25 protein-coding genes and 1 pseudogene are annotated in these 17,860 nt (G+C 72.0%); all 26 read left to right on the forward strand.

The window, feature by feature from the left end; genetic code table 11:
• Nucleotides 1-497: 497 nt before the first annotated feature.
• The 26 genes and pseudogenes from OG413_RS45530 (at nucleotide 498) to OG413_RS45655 (ending at nucleotide 17,858) form a co-directional block, all read left to right on the forward strand.
• The gene (locus OG413_RS45530; protein ID WP_266815867.1) at nucleotides 498-791 is read left to right on the forward strand and encodes a hypothetical protein; all 294 of its coding nucleotides are present in this window, start codon (nucleotides 498-500) and stop codon (nucleotides 789-791) included.
• Nucleotides 788-1,144: a hypothetical protein gene (locus OG413_RS45535; RefSeq protein WP_266815868.1), complete on the forward strand. Its 357-nt coding sequence runs from the start codon at nucleotides 788-790 to the stop codon at nucleotides 1,142-1,144. The genes OG413_RS45530 and OG413_RS45535 overlap by 4 nt, the downstream gene beginning before the upstream one ends.
• Entirely contained in the window at nucleotides 1,141-1,623 is a 483-nt protein-coding gene (locus OG413_RS45540; RefSeq protein ID WP_266815869.1) for a hypothetical protein, read from the forward strand. The genes OG413_RS45535 and OG413_RS45540 overlap by 4 nt, the downstream gene beginning before the upstream one ends.
• On the forward strand, nucleotides 1,623-1,844 hold the full coding sequence (locus tag OG413_RS45545; RefSeq protein WP_266815870.1) for a hypothetical protein: 222 nt from the start codon (nucleotides 1,623-1,625) through the stop codon (nucleotides 1,842-1,844). The genes OG413_RS45540 and OG413_RS45545 overlap by 1 nt, the downstream gene beginning before the upstream one ends.
• Nucleotides 1,841-3,283, forward strand: coding sequence for a hypothetical protein (locus tag OG413_RS45550; protein ID WP_266815871.1), 1,443 nt, complete (start codon nucleotides 1,841-1,843; stop codon nucleotides 3,281-3,283). The genes OG413_RS45545 and OG413_RS45550 overlap by 4 nt, the downstream gene beginning before the upstream one ends.
• Nucleotides 3,283-3,657, forward strand: a complete 375-nt coding sequence (locus OG413_RS45555) for an RRQRL motif-containing zinc-binding protein (protein WP_266815872.1) — start codon at nucleotides 3,283-3,285, stop codon at nucleotides 3,655-3,657. Before OG413_RS45550 ends, OG413_RS45555 begins: the two co-directional genes overlap by 1 nt.
• 189 nt (nucleotides 3,658-3,846) lie before the next feature.
• Nucleotides 3,847-4,047, forward strand: a pseudogene (locus OG413_RS45560) (DNA translocase FtsK); the annotation flags it as partial.
• A gap of 2,566 nt (nucleotides 4,048-6,613) precedes the next feature.
• Nucleotides 6,614-7,378 carry a hypothetical protein gene (locus tag OG413_RS45565; protein WP_266815873.1) on the forward strand — a complete coding sequence of 255 codons (765 nt, stop codon included), beginning with the start codon at nucleotides 6,614-6,616 and terminating at the stop codon, nucleotides 7,376-7,378.
• 1 nt (nucleotide 7,379) lies between these two features.
• On the forward strand, nucleotides 7,380-8,303 hold the full coding sequence (locus OG413_RS45570; protein WP_266815874.1) for a hypothetical protein: 924 nt from the start codon (nucleotides 7,380-7,382) through the stop codon (nucleotides 8,301-8,303).
• A gap of 2 nt (nucleotides 8,304-8,305) precedes the next feature.
• Nucleotides 8,306-8,497: a DUF2304 domain-containing protein gene (locus tag OG413_RS45575; protein WP_266815875.1), complete on the forward strand. Its 192-nt coding sequence runs from the start codon at nucleotides 8,306-8,308 to the stop codon at nucleotides 8,495-8,497.
• A gap of 175 nt (nucleotides 8,498-8,672) precedes the next feature.
• Nucleotides 8,673-8,852 (forward strand): hypothetical protein, encoded by a 180-nt coding sequence (locus tag OG413_RS45580; protein ID WP_266815876.1) that lies wholly within the window; start codon nucleotides 8,673-8,675, stop codon nucleotides 8,850-8,852.
• A gap of 107 nt (nucleotides 8,853-8,959) precedes the next feature.
• The gene (locus tag OG413_RS45585) at nucleotides 8,960-9,337 is read left to right on the forward strand and encodes a hypothetical protein (RefSeq protein ID WP_266815877.1); all 378 of its coding nucleotides are present in this window, start codon (nucleotides 8,960-8,962) and stop codon (nucleotides 9,335-9,337) included.
• Between the two features lie 123 nt (nucleotides 9,338-9,460).
• Nucleotides 9,461-10,288, forward strand: coding sequence for a hypothetical protein (locus OG413_RS45590; RefSeq protein WP_266815878.1), 828 nt, complete (start codon nucleotides 9,461-9,463; stop codon nucleotides 10,286-10,288).
• A gap of 119 nt (nucleotides 10,289-10,407) precedes the next feature.
• Nucleotides 10,408-10,650, forward strand: a complete 243-nt coding sequence (locus OG413_RS45595; RefSeq protein ID WP_266815879.1) for a hypothetical protein — start codon at nucleotides 10,408-10,410, stop codon at nucleotides 10,648-10,650.
• A gap of 76 nt (nucleotides 10,651-10,726) precedes the next feature.
• Nucleotides 10,727-11,374, forward strand: coding sequence for a hypothetical protein (locus OG413_RS45600; RefSeq protein ID WP_266815880.1), 648 nt, complete (start codon nucleotides 10,727-10,729; stop codon nucleotides 11,372-11,374).
• Nucleotides 11,375-11,389: 15 nt separating this feature from the next.
• Entirely contained in the window at nucleotides 11,390-11,929 is a 540-nt protein-coding gene (locus tag OG413_RS45605) for a hypothetical protein (protein WP_266815881.1), read from the forward strand.
• Between the two features lie 35 nt (nucleotides 11,930-11,964).
• Complete coding sequence (locus tag OG413_RS45610; RefSeq protein ID WP_266815882.1) at nucleotides 11,965-12,138, forward strand: pRL2-8; 174 nt, start codon at nucleotides 11,965-11,967, stop codon at nucleotides 12,136-12,138.
• Between the two features lie 11 nt (nucleotides 12,139-12,149).
• The gene (locus OG413_RS45615; protein ID WP_266815883.1) at nucleotides 12,150-12,932 is read left to right on the forward strand and encodes a hypothetical protein; all 783 of its coding nucleotides are present in this window, start codon (nucleotides 12,150-12,152) and stop codon (nucleotides 12,930-12,932) included.
• Nucleotides 12,933-13,034: 102 nt separating this feature from the next.
• On the forward strand, nucleotides 13,035-13,253 hold the full coding sequence (locus OG413_RS45620) for a hypothetical protein (protein ID WP_266815884.1): 219 nt from the start codon (nucleotides 13,035-13,037) through the stop codon (nucleotides 13,251-13,253).
• A gap of 86 nt (nucleotides 13,254-13,339) precedes the next feature.
• Nucleotides 13,340-13,975: a GGDEF domain-containing protein gene (locus tag OG413_RS45625; protein WP_323138048.1), complete on the forward strand. Its 636-nt coding sequence runs from the start codon at nucleotides 13,340-13,342 to the stop codon at nucleotides 13,973-13,975.
• Between the two features lie 186 nt (nucleotides 13,976-14,161).
• Complete coding sequence (locus tag OG413_RS45630) at nucleotides 14,162-14,779, forward strand: hypothetical protein (RefSeq protein WP_266815885.1); 618 nt, start codon at nucleotides 14,162-14,164, stop codon at nucleotides 14,777-14,779.
• Nucleotides 14,776-15,303 (forward strand): HIT family protein, encoded by a 528-nt coding sequence (locus OG413_RS45635; protein WP_266815886.1) that lies wholly within the window; start codon nucleotides 14,776-14,778, stop codon nucleotides 15,301-15,303. Before OG413_RS45630 ends, OG413_RS45635 begins: the two co-directional genes overlap by 4 nt.
• Nucleotides 15,300-16,247 carry a nucleoside 2-deoxyribosyltransferase domain-containing protein gene (locus tag OG413_RS45640; protein ID WP_266815887.1) on the forward strand — a complete coding sequence of 316 codons (948 nt, stop codon included), beginning with the start codon at nucleotides 15,300-15,302 and terminating at the stop codon, nucleotides 16,245-16,247. The genes OG413_RS45635 and OG413_RS45640 overlap by 4 nt, the downstream gene beginning before the upstream one ends.
• On the forward strand, nucleotides 16,247-16,663 hold the full coding sequence (locus OG413_RS45645; protein WP_266815888.1) for an NUDIX hydrolase: 417 nt from the start codon (nucleotides 16,247-16,249) through the stop codon (nucleotides 16,661-16,663). The genes OG413_RS45640 and OG413_RS45645 overlap by 1 nt, the downstream gene beginning before the upstream one ends.
• Complete coding sequence (locus tag OG413_RS45650; protein ID WP_266815889.1) at nucleotides 16,660-17,220, forward strand: hypothetical protein; 561 nt, start codon at nucleotides 16,660-16,662, stop codon at nucleotides 17,218-17,220. The genes OG413_RS45645 and OG413_RS45650 overlap by 4 nt, the downstream gene beginning before the upstream one ends.
• A 92-nt stretch (nucleotides 17,221-17,312) precedes the next feature.
• Complete coding sequence (locus OG413_RS45655; RefSeq protein ID WP_266815890.1) at nucleotides 17,313-17,858, forward strand: hypothetical protein; 546 nt, start codon at nucleotides 17,313-17,315, stop codon at nucleotides 17,856-17,858.
• The last annotated feature ends 2 nt before the right edge of the window (nucleotides 17,859-17,860 follow it).

A 17,860-nucleotide genomic window follows, 5' to 3' on the forward strand; every position in this document is an offset into this window, starting at 1 on the left:
ATTGTGGCATAGGCCACCGTAGACCCACCACCGGACGGGTGTGCCGGGCACGACGCACCCGAACGACTTCTCATGAGAAGTAGTTGACGGAGGCGGACGGTAGCCCTAACGTCTTCCTCAGCGCACTTCTCATAAGAAGTGAGGCGAGATTCCCATGTCATCAGACCGGGGGCACCGCCATGCCAAAAACGGCCGCAAAAACGGGCTGGTAACCACCGCGCGATTCGTCGTCGCGGCAGGACACCCGAGCGGTACCGCAAGTTCCTTGAAAACCGAATAGGTCCCGCCGAGAGCCCCACCGAAGGAGGTGATGGGGGCGAGGCGGAGCACGACCAAAAGGGCGGGCCCGAGTGGGCCTCTGCGGAGGTGGGGTGCGAATCCCTTCCCGTCCACGCACCAACTGCCATGCCCGAGCACGACGCGGCCCCCCGGCCAGCCTGCAAGCAACGACCGGGGAGCCGCACGGGCCGTCCATCCACGTGAGAGGAACCCGACCCGTGAACGTCATCGTCGCAGGACAGCGCATCGTGAGCGAGACCGAGTTCGTTGAGGCCGCGATCGGCTTCACGCCGACCGAGGACGACCTGGCGGCCTTCGCCGAGTTCGTCGCCGAGGGATACGGTCCCGCCGAACGCCGCAACGAGGTCGACGCCGAGAACGACTTCTACTTCCGCCGGCGCAAGCCGAGCCCCCGCCGGACCCGCCAGGCCCGCACCACCAACGTCGTCCCGCTCCCCCGGCCCCGCAGCAACGCCGGCCTCATCGAGGACCGGAAGGGGTGGGCGGCATGAAGACCCCCTTCGGAACGTGGATCTACCTGCTGCTCGTCGTCAGCGGCGCCGCCTGGGTGCTGGGACTCCAGACCGCCTGGTGGCAGCGCGCCCTGGCCGTGACCGCCGTGATCGGGCTGGCCGTCGCCGACGCCGCCCACACCGCGGTCATCTCCGAACTGCGCGAGCGCACCGCCCACGGACTCGACTCCCTGTCCACGTGGATCAGGGGCCCGCTCGCCATAGCGGGCGGCGCCTGGCTCACCGGCTTCACTCTCCCCGCCACCGGCCGCGTCGTCCTGGCGGCCGCCGTCCTGACCGTCATCCTCTTCGAGCGGTCGATGACCGCTCCGGTCGCCAGGACCGCCCCGTGAGCCGGGTGCAGCGGCTGGCCCGCTGGCTCCTGACCGCCGCCGTCGACGTCGACGGCATCCGCCTGATGATCCGCCAGCCGAAGCAGTGGCTGCTGGCCCGCGCCCACCACCCGTGGATCGGCCTCGCGCCGCTCGCCCTGATCGCCGCCGGCACATACGCCGGTCGGCCCACCCCGTTCTGGCTCTGGACGGTCGCCGTGGTCTACGGCGCGCTGTCCTTCGGCACCGACACGGTCGGCAACGGCGCCCACTCGCTGTGGCAGCGCGGCCGGATCTGGCAGGACACGATCTGCCCCTGCTGCGACGCCCCCGGCGACGGCGGCTGGTGGTTCGAGCACCCCGACCTCTCCCCCGACGGCCCCGAGGACCACGGGCTCACGCCCGATGAGACGCCCCGGCCGTCCCTGACGACGATCACGACCCCCCGCGAGCGGGCGGCCCAGGCCGCGTACGCCGCGACGAACCTGGAGGGCCACTGATGCCCAGCGCATTTATCGAGGAGAGGATCCCGACCCGCATCCGGGTCAGCGAGAACGAGGGCACCCGGTGGCTGCGCAGGGAGCTCGCGATGAAGACGGCCCGTGAGGCCCTGGTGGTCTTCGGTCAGTCGGACACCGAGGACCTCGCGAACGCCCACGCCACGGTGGTCGAAGTGCTCGCGGAACTGGTCGAAGCGATCACGCATGGGGGCGGACGATGAGCGAGGCAACCACCTACCGCGGCCGCGAGCAGATGGACGCGGTCAAGGCACGCGCGGCACAGGCCGAGGCCGCCGCGAACTCCCGGCGTACGAACGCACTGACCGGGATCGAGATCGAAGAGGCCCGCGCGAAGGCCGCCGAGCGCAAGGACCTGCGCAAGGCGGCGGCGAAGACCAAGAAGGCCGAGGAGCGGACGAAGCGCCGCGAGAAGGCGGCCGCCGCCCGCAAGGCCCGCAACGAGCGGCTCGCCGCCGCGATCGGCCAGCCGCTGCCGTGGGTGATGACGGTGGTCGTCACCTCGATCGCCTTCGCCTTCCCCGGGCAGTTCTCGGCGATGACCGGCCTCGGTGTCTTCTGGGTACTGGCGCTGCTGGTGCCCGTGTTCATCGAGGGCGCGACCTGGGCCATGGCCTGGATGCGCAAGTGGGCGGTGGAGAACCACAAGCCCGCCAAGCTCTACACGGTCATGACGTGGGTGTTCGCCCTGACGGCGGCCGCGCTGAACGCGTGGCACCACCTGGACGAGCCTCAGCTCGCGGTCGTGTTCGCCGCCAGCTCGCTGTTCGGCGTCGCGGTCTGGGACATCTACATGCACTCCCAGAGCCACGCGGCCGGCGGGCGCGACGCCGCCGACATCAAGCTCGCGCTGCAGCGCCGGATCCGGCACCCGAGGGTCTCGCGCCGGGCGTCGTGGCTGCGGACGGCGACGATCCCCGCGCTGAACGAGAGCGAGGCGTGGGCCATCGCGTGGCGGCAGGTGCGCGGCACCGAGCCGGGGCTGACGAAGCGGACGCTCAAGCGGCACAACAAGCTCGCCGAGAAGGTCGCCGAGCACGCGGAGAAGGCGTGCGAGCCGAGGCTGACCGCCTCGCTCGATCTGTTCGCCGCGCCGCTGGAGCCGGTCCGCGAGGTGCCCGCCGACAAGGCGTGGGCGATCGACCCGCAAGCCATCGCGCGCATCCTCGCGGACCCCGCGAACGCTGCCCGCACGGCTCGCGTGACGGCGTTCGCGAAGGAGATCAATTCGGCTAGCGACACAGCGGGCCAGAAGCCCGCGCAGGCCGCGCAGGAGTCCCGCACGCTCGCGGCGAAGCCGCAGGTCAAACCCAACAACCCCCCGGCCGCGCGAGGCCGGGAGAAGGGCATCCAGGAGGGTTCCGCGAAGCAGGCGCGCGCGGCCCGCACGCTCGCGGCGGAGACCGCTCGCGCGGCCACCCCGGAGCAGGCCGAGGCGGAGAAGCGCACGGCCCGCGAGTGGATCCTTGAGCAGCTGCGCGCGGGCCACGAGGTCGGCTGGCGCGACGTCCAGCGGTACTTCCAGAAGGACATCCCCGAGCAGCACATGCGCGTCATGCGCGGGGAGACCTGGTGCCGTACGCGGATCAAGGAGGCCGTCGCCGAGCACAGCGGTGACAAGCCCCTGCAGCTGGTCGGCTGATGGGACGCGGGTACGTCAGGTTCTGGGATCCGGACGCCGAGCGGTTCGAGATCCCGACGTGGCCGTGGAAGCTCGCACCGTCGCACCTGAAGACCCGCGACCAGCTGGTGGAGATGGGGCTGCGGCCCCATCAGCCGCCCGCCGGCCAGATCCTCTGGAACAACAAGAAGCTGGGCCTGCGCCGCGCGTACCTGTTCGACGTCGCGCTGGCGGGCCCGCCCAAGGAGCGCTCCCCCGGACAGGTCGCCTCGCTGGAGGCGGCCCGCCGCAAGCGCCGCACCTGCCCGACCTGCGGGGTGGTGCGCGAGTACACGATCTCCACCGCGCTCAAGGAGTGCGCCGTGTGCGTGGACGGCCTCGCGGCCGCCGCCTGAACCAACCGAACCGCGGGCTCCCGGCACTCACTGCCAGGCGGGGGCCGGGAGCCCGCACCCCGTACGACCCGACCACCACTTCCGCGCGGACCCCGGCACTCACTGCCAGGCGGGGACCGGGGTCCGCGCTCACCTCGCACAGGAGGCAGAACCAGCATGACTGAGATTGACGAGCGCCCGGTCACGACCGGCCAGGACCGCAACAAGGTGACGGAGGCGGTCGAGCTGGTCGTCTCCACCCAGTTCGGCTCCACCTCGATGCTGCAGCGCAAGCTGCGCGTCGGGTTCGCCGAGGCGACCGCGCTGATGGAGGCGCTGTTCCAGCTGAACGTCGTCGGCCCCTCCGACGGGTCCAAGGCCCGCGAGGTCCTGGTGAAGACCTGGGACCTGCCCGAGTTCCTGGAGCGACTGGAGGCCAACCCGCCGGCCCCGGTGCCCGCCCCGGCCGCGGGCGACGACGACGGCAAGGTCGTCACCCTCGCCGAGTACCGCACGGCGGCCGAACCCGAGGCGGCCGCGACCATCCCGCCCGTCGACTTCGCCAAGGCGGACGTCGTCTTCGACCAGGAGGCCGACGAGCTCCTGGACGACGACGAGGAGGACGACGAGGTCCTGGTCGACGAGGACGACGAGGACGCCGAGCCGCTGGCCCCGGCGGCGGAGGACTACGAGCCGAACTTCCGTGAGCGGCTGCGCGAGCTGCCGCAGATCCCGGCCACCTTCCGCTCGAAGTCGGCGTTCACCCAGTCGGTGCGTGACCTCGGCAACGACGCCAAGCACGGCGTCTTCCACGCGGTGACCCACTCGCCGAAGTACGCCGGGCGCGAGGTCAAGCGGGCCGCGAAGTTCTACGGGCGCGGGGTCGGCCACACCGCACAGTGGATCTACTCCCGGGAACACAAGCTGCTGGTCCAGCAGGCGTGGGCGGCCAAGCAGAAGAACGCCGCGCTGATCATGTCGACCACCAAGGCCATGTACAAGGAGCGCACCCGCCGCACGCTCAAGGCGTCGGGCCTGGCCCTGGCGGCTGCGGTCGTCACCGCGATCGAGTTCGGCGCGATCTGGTACTTCAGCCCGGACTGGATGCGGCCCTTCGTCTGGGGGCCGGCGCTCGCGGTGGTGACCACCCTGGTCGGCATCGGCGCGGTCGCCGAGCGCGTGCGCACCCGGGTCACTCCGGTCGAGGGCGAGGCGTACGAGGCGGATGTCTCGGACGACGACCCGTTCCCGATCAGCGATGCCCGCTCGCGCGCCGAGGCCGTCGACTGCATCCGCCGCACCCTGACCGCCAACGGCATCGCGGTCGGCGCGGTCGTCAGGCCGCACCGCCACAAGTGGGGCTGGGAGATCACCGTCCGGCAGAAGTCGGGCACGCCCGCCGAGATCGTCTCCAAGGCCGGTGCGATGGAGACCCCCCTCGGTCTCGGCGTCGACCGCCTCCTGGTCCAGCCGCACAAGGAGGTCCGCTCGGACTCCACCCTGCGCCTGGTGATGAAGAACCCGTTCGCCGGAATGGGCGAGCTGGAGAAGGTGAAGCCCGGCTCGCTGACCATCACCGAGCCGCTGCTGATCGCCCGCCGCATGGACGCCCAGCCGTTCCTGCTGCCCGCTCTCGGCTCTCACGTCCTGGTCGTCGGCGGTCCCGGTTCGGGCAAGTCGATGCTGCTCCGTGCGATCGGCAGCCGGATCTCGGACTGCTACGACGCGCAGCTGTGGGACGTCGACCCGGTCGGCCCCGGCCTGGACGCCCTGGGTCCGGCGGTCGCTCGAAAGGCCCGCAGCGAAAAGGCAATCGAGGCGCTGCTGGAAGACGCGCTGAAAATCGCACGGGCCCGCGCGACGAACGTTCTGGCCTGGGGGCACGGCGACAACTGGCGGCCCTCCGCCAAGGAGCCCGGCCTCATCGTGATGCTCGATGAGTACAAGTCCCTTTCCGCGTATGCGAAGGAACTGGTCATCGAGATTTTCGGTGTCGGCCGGAAATCCCGCGTCACCGTCATCATCGGCTCGCTGTACGGCACCGCCGACGCAATCGGCGAGGCCGTCGCCACGGCGGTTGCGGTTCGCATCATGCTGCCGAGCCGACACAAGGACATCGAGCTGGTCTTCGGGGCCGGCGCGGGCGGCCAGGGCTGGCGCCCGGACCGGCTGCACCCGCTGGTGGAGGGCGAGGACCCGAACAAGTCCGACGTCGGCTGCTGCTACATCATGGGCGGCGGTTCGCGAGAGCCGCTGATCTACCGCAGCTACCCGCTGGACCCGAAGGTCGCCTACGCCCGCGGCGTTGCCCGCGCCGAGGTCGGCCTCCCCCAGCTGGACCGCCGCACGCTCGCCGCGGCCGGGGTCAAGGCCCCGGAGCTCCCCAAGGTCGCCGACGTCCCGGCGCCCGAGGTCGAGGAGGAGGCGCAGGCCCTGGCCGACCCCCAGCTCGATCTGCTGATGGACACGCTGGACGGCATCGACGCGGTCGGCGCGACCAACAAGCAGGGGCAGGGCCGGGGCCACCTGGACACCCTCGCCGCCTGGCTGTCGGCGGAGTGGCCGGACGTCTACGGCGACTGGGACCAGGCCCGCCTGTCCAAGGAGCTCAAGGCCGCCGGCGCCAAGGTCTCCGGCTCCGTCCGCGTCGGCGACCAGGGCCCGCGCACCGGCGTGAAGGGCGAGGAGATCGCCGAGCTGATCAAGGAGGCCCAGGACGCGGCGGAAGCCGTCTCCGAGGACGAGAGCTCCTGATCTCCGATGTAGAACCGCAGGTCAGCGGCCTCTACGTGCCGCTCTACACCCTGCTCTCACCCCCTGGCCTGCTCTACGTAGAGCAGGCGAGAGAGCCGGGAGAGATCGCCGTAGAGGCCGCTGACCTGCGCGAACGTCCATGTAGAGCGGTTGTAGAGCGTCCGAGAGGCCCGAAAGGCCCGGAATGCTCCCGCGACTCCCCGTGATCTTGAAGGAGGCCCTGATGGGCGACGTGAGCACCGCCCGAGCCCGTACCGCCCCGGCCGCGAGGAAGACGGCGGTCAAGAAGGCGGCGGCACCCAAGACCGCCGCGACGAAGGCGGTCCCGGCCGCCAGGACGCCCCGGAAGGCGGCGGCCAGGAAGACCACCGCCCCCAAGCCGGATCCGGCTCCGACCGAGCCGACCGCGCTCGCCGAGGCGATCGCCGCCCGCCAGCAGCAGCCCGGCTTCGACGCCGAGCAGCTGCTCGCCAACTCCGCCCCGGCGGCACCGGCCAGGACGCCCCGGAAGGCGGCGGCCAGGAAGACGACCGCCGCCAGGAAGACGCCCGCCGCCCCGGCCGTGAAGAAGACCCCGGCCAAGAAGGCGGCGCCGAGGAAGAAGACGGCGAAGAAGCCGGTCCGCACCTCGGCGGCGAAGGCCGGCACCACCCGGGCCAAGAAGTTCAGCCAGCGCGTGAAGTACGCGAGGAAGCACCCGTTCACCGCCTCCCTCGCCGTGCTCCTGGTCGTCACCACGCTCACCTGGCGGGCGGCCAGGGGCGGCGGCCGCCTGCTGAAGTCCGGCGTCACCAAGGCGTGGGCGAAGGGCGAGGACGACCGGCTCAACCGCCGGGCCGCGAAGAAGGCCGCCGACGCCACCGCCGCCGGTCACAAGGGGTGCGCGGCCTGCAAGGGCACCGGCGTACTGCCCAAGCACAACGCCGACGGCACATGGGCCGGATCGATCCGCTGCACGAAGTCCGCCGCCCGCCGCGCGGGGCGCTGACATGGAGGACTGGAGCCCCGACAACCCGTTCGGCGCGATACAGCCGTACTGGCTGCAGGTCGAGGGCAAGTGGCGTACCGCCGACGTCCTCGGACCGTTCCTCGGCGAGTACGTCACCTGCCCGTTCTGCGAGAACCAGAAGGGCCTGATCTTCGAGACGGACTCCTCCCGGCTCGATGAGATGGCGGACATCACCTGCACCTGCGGACGGAAGTTCCAGGTGCTGGAGGTCCTCGGATACGACCTCCAGCAGCGCCTGGCGTTCCTCGCGGGCGAGGAGACCGACCCGGCCTGGACGGCGAAGGTCCTCGCCGAGGACCCCAACCACACCAGCGGCCCGCAGTCGCCCGCCGCCGACGACGAAGAGGCCGACGAGCCGAAGCCCGCCCCGGCCGCCGCCCGTACGCCTCCCCCGCGGATGCGGTCCGCCGGCCGCACCGAGAACCGCGGCGTCGTCGTCGGCCGGGGCGAGAAGGTCACCGGCCCGGTCCGCGCCAACGCCGGAAGCACCACCGGCGCCCGGCGGCCCGCCCCGAAGTCGTCGCCCCGGGCGACCCGCAGGGCCGTCGACGAGGCGACCCGCCCCGCGCCCGGCACCCGCGTCTACCGCAACGACGGCATCGTCAACACCGGCCTCCTGGTCGTCGGCGACAACAACCGCCAGGTCAACGTCCGCGCCGACGGCAAGGGCGGCGGCCAGGTCACCGTCGACGGCCAGCCGGTCACCTCCGGCGGCCGCGTCCCCCGCAAGGTCGCCGCCAGGGCCGAGCGCGCCGTCCGCGACGCCGTCCGCCAGGCCGGACAGGGCGCCGGCCCCGGCGAGGTCCGTATCCACGGCGAGAACAACAGCGTCGTCACCACGACCACCAGCGGCGACCAGGTCCAGGTCACCCGCTCCACCAGCAGAAGGAAGAAGGAGGACTGACCGTGCTGACCGTCTCCGCCGTCGTGGTCTTCGTGCTCGCCGAGATCGGGCTGATCTGGAAGGGCGGCCTGAAGTTCTGGCACGCCGCCGTCTGCAACATCGCCGCCCTCTACCTGGCCGCCACGTCCATGGGGCCGTCGGTGTACGGCGGACTGGAGAACGCCGCCAACATGCTCAGCGAAATACGTTTCTAGTTGGCTCTCAATTCCGCTAGCGGGAAAGCGAAGCGCAATAAGTCGCGGTTCGGCTGGGTGATCAGACCGCCGCCAGGCAACTTGTTCCGCTACCCGAATCCTCTGTCAGCGGATCGCTGACAGGGGAGGAATCCCGCTCCCACCTCGTGCAATGCAACGGAAGGGGCCCCATTCCGTGGGCGTCAAGTACGTGATAGTCGAGCCTGATCCGCCCGGCCCGCGCTGGAAGACGACCGCCGTCATCATCGGCGCGATCCTCCTGGTCGCGTATCTCCAGGGGCAGGACGGAGCGGCGGATCATCCGAAGCCGCGCCCCACGCCTTCGCCGAGCGTCAGCCGCAGCGCGACGCCGTAGCCCGGCCGATCCCGCCGGCCCCGGAGCGCCTCTCACCGTTCCGGGACCTGGCGGGGACGCCCGGTCACCCCCGACCGGCCGCCCTTCGCCCGACGAAGGAGTACACCGTGTCCGTCTCCGACTTCCTCGCCCGTCTGCAGGGCAAGCGGGCCGCGTACGACACCACCGACGAGGTCGTCCAGCTCCTGGACGAGCAGTACGGCCGGGTGCGCGACGCCCGGCTCCCGGTCCACCTGCAGCGCGCCGCGCACCTGGAGCAGCTGCTCTCCTTCCAGCCCGGCCTGGTCGACGCCCGCGCCAAGACCGCCGACCTCGCGCTGTACGCCGACGCGCTGGTCACCGCCGCCCGCAGCAACGGGCACGACGAGCTCGCCGAGCGCCTGGTCGACGTCGTCGAGTCGCTGCACGGCGCGGTCGCCGAGCTCGCCGCCGCCACCCACGCCACCGTGCCCGTCCCGCAGGTTCCGCTCGCGTACGCCGCCTGACCTGCACCAACAAAAAAAGCATCCTCGAAAGATGCCGAACGCTTGAAACGCATCCTTCAAGGATGCATTATTGGTTGTGCGGGGGCCGCCCGGCCCCCGCACTCTCCTACCAGGGAGCTCACCTTGAGCACGCAGAAGATGCACACCGCCACCGCCACCGGCCCGGTCGAACTGGACCTGTCGGTCTCCAACGGCCGGATCAACGTGCACGTCAACCCGGCGGCCGTGAACGCCACGGTCACCGTGCACACCGCCGCCGAGGACGGTCCGATCGCCGACGCGGTCAACGACACGAAGGTCACCGAGCACGGCGGCAAGCTCACCGTCTCCGTCCCCGACGACATGGCCGGCGGCATCGGCGGCACCAACGTCGTCCAGGTCGGCGGCTCCACCTTCTCCTTCGGTGGCGGCGTGGTGAACACCGGCACCATGACCGGCGTGACCATCAGCGACGGCGACATCTGGATCGGCGGCCAGCGCGTCGTGGCCAACGGCCAGGTCGTCGCCGAGCAGGGCGCCAAGGTCGGCGGCGGGACCGGCACGATCACGGTCGACGTGGTCCTCCCGGCCGGGTCCTCGCTCGCGGTGAGCACGAAGAACGCCGAGACGACCGTGCGCGGCGACCTGGAGGCGATCCGCTTCGACGCCCGCAACGGCTCGCTGCAGGCCGGGGGCGTGAAGGTCCTGGAGGCCGAGACCCACAACGGCTCGGTCCTGGTCGACCGGGTCGAGGAGGAGCTGGAGGCGTCCACGCACAACGGCTCCATCACCGTCGGGGCCTACAACGGCCGCCGCGGCTCCGCCCGGACGCACAACGGCGACGTGAACATCAGCGCCACCCCGGCGTCCTCCGGCAAGCTCGCCGCCCGCACGCACAACGGCAACATCCACGTGCGCGGCGCCGGTCACCTGGACCTGAAGACGTCCACCCACAACGGCCGCGTCTGGTAGTTCCGCCCCGGGGCGGCCGCCAGGTCGCCAAACTCACCGGCCGCCCCGGGCCTCCCAACCCGCTCCAACAGGAGCAGGGGGCAGACACATCGTCCCTCGAATCCCTCCTGGAGCCAGCCATGACCCCACGCCCCGACGACGAGGCCCGCACCGAACTGCGGGACCTGGTCGCGAAGGCCAGCCAGCGCCGCGAGACCGAACGCGAGCGAGTGGAGACCGAGTTCTGGCAGGAGATCGACCGCCTGCAGGGCCGGTACCACGGCGCTCAGCAGGACATCGCCGACGCCCTGGACGTCAAGCGCAACCAGATCCTCCGGCAGACCAAGCGCTACCGGTCCGCCGAGGAACCTGCCGCCGACTGATCCCCGGCCGCCGCCCCGCCCCTGGCCCTCCCGGGCCGGGGCGGCGCCCGCCGGGAGACGCCCCGAGGAGGGCCCGATGCCGCAGTACCCCCCGGCTCCCGGCGAGATGCCGGCCCCGAAGACGCCCGCCACCTTCCTGCGCGAGCACGCCGCGTACGTCACCACCGCCGTCTCCGCCGGCACCCTGCTGACCCTGGCGAGGATCTGGAACGAGCAGGGCGCCGAGCACAGCACCGGAGCCGCGGCCCTGATGCTCGCCTTCGGCGGCGCGTCCGGTCTGTTCGCCGTCCGCCTGGACGACCCGACCGCGCAGGCCGTCTTCGCCTCCGGCGCGATGACGTTCGGCGCGCTGTCGGTCGGCGTGTACTCCGACCCCATCGCCCCGGCCCTGATCATCTGGGCAGTCGCCCTGATCACCTCCTGCGTGATGATCGGCCGTTCCCACCGCACCGACCACCGCGTCCAGCGGGCCCACCTCAACGACCTGCAGGCCCGGAACCTGGAGCGCAACGCCGATCTGTCCATCGCGAAGATCGAGGCCAGCGCCCTGGTGGACGCCGCCCGCGAGCAGTCCACGCTGATGGCCGCCCTGGAGGAAGCCCGCGCCCACCGCAGCGCGCTGGACGAGAACGGCGCGGTCGACCCGATGGCGATGCTCCGGGCCACCGGCCAGCTCCCCAAGCTCTCCGTCGTCCACGACGACGCCGACCGCCGCACCGCCTGAGCCGGGGAGATCGAGATGATCAGCGTCACCAGCCAGAACGTCTCCTTCGGCCACCGCAGCCTCGCCCGGCACGCCGAGCGGGCGGCCGCCCACGCCGCTGGGATCATCAGCTCCCATTTCGGCCCGCTGCCCGGTGTCCAGGTCCTCGTCTCCAGCCGCACCGACGCGCTGGCCGACTTCATCCACGAGTCCAAACTCGCCCTGCTGCCCGGCGCCGAGCTCCGCGAGGTCGCCCAGCAACTGCGCTGGGAGCGCCGGGGCCTGCGCGGCAAGTACGGCGCCACCGAGCTGTCCGCCGGCGGAATCGTCCTGGCTCTCAACCTCGGCAAGGCCCGCACCGTCGCCGACGTCAACGAGACGCTCACGCACGAGCTGGTGCACGCCTACCAGCTCTCCGGCGACGACGCCCGCGAGGAACACCTCGCCTACCTGCGCTACGGGTTCGAGATCGAGCCCCTGCCCCGCCGCAAGGTCCGCGCCTACGAGCGCGTCATGGACCGCCGCGAGCGCGAGGCCCGCGACGCCGAGCGCCTCGCCTCCCAGATCCCCGCCTGAACCCGCACGTCACCCCGCCGAACAGGAGATATCCGATGGCGAGCAAGCAGGCCCTGAACCCGCCGAAGGGCGAGTGCACCCAGTGCTGGCTGCACGCGTACGACAGCCGCGCGCAGCACAAGCACCTCAAGCCGCGCGAGGACTGCCCGGCGTGCGTCGACCACATGAACAACGGGCACGGCAACATGATCGTGGGGGCCAACCGATGAAACTGCCCTGGATGAGCCGCGCGGACAAGCGGCGCTGGCGCTCCGCCGAGAACCTCCAGGAGCTCGGTCACCTGGTGGCGTCCTGGCTGATCGGCGACCTCGCCAGCCAGCCCGGCTACCAGCCCAACTACGGGCCCGACGAGGAGACCCAGCACCTCATCCCGGTGCTGGTCGCCGTCAACCGGCTCGGCTTCGTCACCGACTCCTCCCAGCCCGGATTCGCCGGGTACGGCTACGACCACCACTGGTGGGAGCAGCGCGCCGCCGTCTCCGGCCTGGTCGACGACCCCGAGCTGCGCGACCGCCTGGTGGCCGCCGCCGAGGTGGCCGGCCTCACCGTCGTCCAGCACGACATGACGCCCCGCCGCCACGCCGAGGGCGTGCCCGTCACCCGCTCCCTGGGCCGCGCCCGTACCCACTTCGGCGGCTTCCTGCCGGTCCGCGATCTGCGCACCGTCTGGCAGCCGGAGATCATCGGCCGCCGCGCCTTCGACAAGGTCGCCGCAGCCTGGCAGTTCACGCTCATCGACCCCGAGTGGGGCCGCGACGACGTCCTGTGGGAGGCCCTGGCGGAGGTCGTGCGCCAGTACCGCCTCGAAGCCGTCGAGGCGAAGGTCCAGGAGGCCCGCCGGGTCCTCTCCCCCGATCACCTCGTGAAGCGTTACGCGTTTCCCGACAGGGCGGTTGGCCTGCTCAAGGAGCAGCTCGACACCGAGCTGGACGCGGCGATCGACGAGGCGAAGCTCAGCGGCTGCACCGACGCCGACATCGAGCTGGTCACGCGCGGCGGCTGATCTGTCCCTCCCCCGTGCCGACCGGCGCCGCGACGGGCCGGGCGGTGCGGGGGACCGGACAGCCCGGTACCCCGACGAGATCAGACAGAGGAGGTGGACGCCATGGCGCACTGGGAGATCAGGATCCCCACCGTCACCGCAGACCAGCGAGACGGCGTCCAGGTATTCACCTACAGCGCCGAGCGGTATCCGCTGCAGCTCCTGGCCAAGCGCCAGGCCCGCGCGGACGTCGCCAGCGCCGACGCCATCCGGCACCGCCGGGGCGCGACCGCCAAGCCCGACGCCATAAGCGTCGTGTGGCACGAGACGTACGAGTTCTGAGTTCGCCCCGGGGCGGCCGTCCTACGGCCAAGCAGACCGGCCGCCCCGGGCCCATCCATCCCGTACGAGACGAGACGGAGACCCTCATGATGACGCAATCGGAGCTCGCCTTACAGCTCCTGATCCCGCTCCTGGCGGGAGGGTGGGCGCTGCACGCGCACCGCCTCTACCGGCGTCTGCACCGCGTCCGCCGCGACCCGTTGACCGGGCTTCTCACCCGGGACGGCTGGAGCCGCGCCGCGAACCGCGTCATCCGCCGGCACCGCGGCGCGACCGTCCTGCTTGCCGACCTCAACGGCTTCAAGGCCGTCAATGACCGCCACGGCCACGACGCGGGCGACGCCGTCCTCGCGGCCGCCGGCGAACGGCTCGCCGCCTGGTGCGGCAAGAACGACGTCGCCGGACGGCTCGGCGGAGACGAGTTTGTGGCGGTCCTCGCCGAGGACACCCGCCTCCCGGACCGGCTCGCCGACCTGGCGGAGCTCCTGCGTCAGCCCGTGGCCCACGGCGGAGAGCAGCTGCGCGTCGGCGCCTCCATCGGCGCGGCCCGGCTCGCCGAGCTGGACACCCCGACCCTCGCGGCCGCGCTCAAGGCCGCCGACAGCGCGATGTACCGGATCAAGGGACGCACCCGGGGCGGCCGCCGCCTCCTGGTCCCCGCCCTCGCGGCCGCCCGCCGCCTCCCGGCCGCGCTCGCCAACCGCTTCCGGCTCGCCGCGTAGAAGCCCGACCCGGGCGCCCGCACAGGGCGCCCGGGTCGTCGGCTCCGCCGCGCACCCGGTCTGATCTGCACCCGAAGAAAAAGCATCCTCCAAAGATGCCAACCCCCTAGAAATGCATCCTTCGAGGATGCATTATTGATGTGTGGGGGTCACCCGGCCCCCACACTCTCCGATCAAGGAGTTCGTATGTCCGACCGCTTCCGCGCCATCGAGGGCCTGGCCTTAGTCGCCACCCTGACCTCGGTCTTCGGGGAGATCCACCCGCTGTGCGACCAGTTCGTGCAGAACAGCCACGACGCGTCGACCAAGGGGATGCACGGCGACCACCTCGTCTACCGCGCCGACGGCTCCCCGGTCGAGGCGGACCCGTGGCGGCACGGCAAGGACGGCAAGACCTGCACCGCCAGCGCGTACGGCCGCCGCTCGGTGAGCCGACACGTCGCCAGTTACAGCGCCGTGCAACTCGCCTCCACCCTCGCCGTCACCCGCACCCTGGGCTACCGCGTCCCCGCGGCCGCGCTCCTGACCGGCGCCGCGATCAACGCGATCACCCACGGCATCATCGACCGGTGCGACCCGCTGCTCTGGCTCGCCGAGAAGACCGGCAAGGGCGGCTACATCAAGCACGCCACCGTCGTACGCAAGACCGGCGGCGAGGGCACCGAGTACCCCGAGCCGGTGCAGGACGTGTCCGGTCCCGGCACGGCGCTGATGGAGTTGGACCAGGCGGCGCACCGCGCGATCGGCGTCGCCGCCGCGCTGGTCACCACCTGGATCACGCTCCGCAAGGGCGGCCGCCGATGAGCGCCGACTGCACCTTCTGCGCGATCGTGGCGGGTGAGCTCCCGGCGACGGTCGTCCGCGAGTGGGACGACACCGTGGCGATCCTGCCGCGCGGCGGCTGCACCGAGGGGCACGTCCTGGTCATCCCCCGCACGCACGTCGCGGACGCCGGGGCCGACCCGGAGGTGACCGCCCGGACCATGGCCCGCGCCGCCGAGCTGATGGCGGAGCACGAGGACGCGAACATCATCACCTCGAAGGGGTCGGTCGCCACGCAGACCCAGTTCCACCTGCACGTCCACGTGGTGCCCCGGGTCGAGGGCGACGGGCTCGCGCTCCCCTGGACCGGCCAGACCGACTGGGACCGGCTGGTCGCCGAGCGGGATGCCGCCCTCACCAAGCTCAGCGTGCTGGCCGACCGGGTCGAGGACGCGGGCAGCATGATGGTCACCGACTACGTCCGCGAGGCCCTGGAGGGCGGCACCGCCCGCTCGGTCGCCCAGTACGTCCGCGCCCAGCAGGAGGCGGGGGTGTTCGACGCATGAGCCGCCACGCGCCCACCGTCGTCTACGCCCGCGAGCCGATCCCCACCTCCGGCCCGAGCGTCTTCATCGCCGGACCGACCCCGCGCGCCGGCGGCGACGTCCCCTCCTGGCGGCCCGCCGCCATCGAGGAGCTCGCCGCCCGCTGGACCGGCGAGCAGCCGCTGACCGTCCTCACCCCGGAGTCGCGCGGCGGCGTCCGCGCCAAGCACTACGACGACCAGGTCGGCTGGGAGACCGAGGCCCGCGCCGCCGCCGACGCGATCCTGTTCTGGATCCCCCGCGACCTGGTGACGCTCCCCGGCTTCACCACCAACGTGGAGTTCGGGTTGGACGTCCAGAGCGGCAAGGCCGTCCTCGGCGCACCGGCCGACTGCCCCAACCCCGAGCGCAACCGCTACCTCGTCTACGTCGCGAAGCGGCACGGCGTCCCCGTACGGGACACGCTCGCCGACACGGTGGCCGCCGCCCTGGACATCGTCGCCGCGCGCCAGGAGAACCGGCTGTCGGCGGACCGGCAGATCGTCAAGGTGCGGGCCGCGGCCGCCGTCGTCCGCCTCGGACTTGAGCAGCTGCTCGCCGAGGCCAAGGACACCGCCGGCCCCGCCGTCCGCGTCGAGATCCTGCGCCTGCTGCACCGCGACGAGGACCAGGCGGCGGGCGTCCTCGGACCGCTCGGCGACATCGTCACCGCGCTCAGCACCTCGGCGGACACCGTCGACGAGCTGGACGAGGCGGCGGCGTACATCCAGGACTACGCCGGGCAGCGCATCGACCGCGCCGTGGCGACGCTGAGCCGCTCCCTGGTCTGTCAGGTGTGCGGTCAGCAGAAGCCCGACGTCGAGGTGATGGACGACCCGTTCAGCAAGGCCCTGGACCCCGACGAGGACCACGAGCAGATGACCCTCTGCAGCCTGTGCGCCCGCGACCGTTTCGAGGAGAGCTGATGCCCGAGGAGACCCGCTACACCGCCGACGTTGTGATCATGACGCCGGACGGGCACGTGCTGCTGATCGAGCGCGACTGGGAGCCGTACGAGGGCCAGTGGGCCCTCCCGGGTGGCCACCAGGACGAGGGGGAGACCAGCCGCCTGGCGGCCGCCCGCGAACTCCTGGAGGAGACCGGGGTCCGCGTCGACCCCGACCAGCTGCGCATGGTCGGCACCTGGGACCAGCCGGGCCGCGACCCGCGCGGCAGGTACAGCACGGACGCCTACCTCGCCGTCGTTCCCGCCGGCACCCCCATCGTGGCCGGGGACGACGCCCGTACCGTCCGCTGGTGGCCCGCCACCGGCCTCCCGGCGCAGCTCGCGTTCGACCACGCCGAGATCCTCACCGCCGCCTTGACGGAGGTGAACCGGTGAGCGCCCGCGCGATCCTCACCCCGAAGACCGAGCCGGTCGGCGCCGACGGATACACGCTGCGCGAGCGGTCGTGGAAGCGCGAGGCCGACAAGCACGTCCAGGCGCTCAACGTGCTGCTCGCCGAGCGCGGCGCCCCGATCCGCTTCGGCTACCCGGCCCCGGTCGCCGTCCCGTTCGACGGGCCCGGCCCCGACGAGGCGTACACCGGGGCGCTGCCCCTGGACGACGAGCTCGCCGACGTCCTGGCGCTGTCCACCGCGCTCCTGCAGGCCGCCCGCACCGGCACCGAGGACATCGCGGACGAGCGGACGTTACTGCTCAAGCGGGCGGCGCTCACCGACCGGCTCGCCCTGGCGACCCCGCACGACACCACGGCGCAGAGCCGGGCGATCCGCGAGGCGCACATCCTGATGACGTTCGACGTCGTCCACCACACCGGCCGCGGCGAGTTCGCCGCCGACTCGATCGAGGCCGACGGGGCGGGCGGACCGCGCGCCTACGTCCGCCAGGAGTACGCGGCCTGGCACGTCCCGATCCCCCCGGGCGAAGGCATCTGAGCTGTTCGCCCGCGCACTGTTCCAGCCGCACGACACAGTGAAGCCGGGGGCCGCTGATATCGGCCCCCGGCTTCACCATGAAGGGAACCACGATGACCCCGCCCACCGACTCGCCCACCCGGATTCGCCGGATCTACGACGGCCACGCCGGGCTGTACGCCGACAGTCTCGTCACCGAGGCCGCGACGCTCCTGGACGCCTACCTCGCCACCGCCGAGCAGCACGGCCTGGACCGCAAGGCCGCCGACGAGGACGGCTGGCTCGCCCTTTCCGCCGCCGAGGCGATCTCCCGGAAGTACAGCCGGCCGAAGACCGAGCGGACCTCCACCGAACTGAGCCAGCTCGTGCGCGAGCTGAACACCGCGCTGACCGCCGAGGGCCTGGAGGTCGCGCCCACCCAGATCCGGATGGGCACGGGCGTCGCCCCGCTGCCCGGCGGCCCGACCTGGGGCATGAACGGCGGCCTGACCGTCGCGCTCTACTCCGACAGCGGGTGGCACCTGATGGTCAACGCCGCCCGTACGACGGTCCACACGATCTACGCCCCGGACACCACCGACGGCACCCGCGAGGTCGCCCAGCTCGTGCACGGCGTACTGCGCGGCGACATCGCCGACCCGTTCCGCCGGAACCGGTGACC

Origin of the sequence: Streptomyces sp. NBC_01433, assembly GCF_026340105.1 — a bacterium.
Lineage (GTDB): Bacteria > Actinomycetota > Actinomycetes > Streptomycetales > Streptomycetaceae > Streptomyces.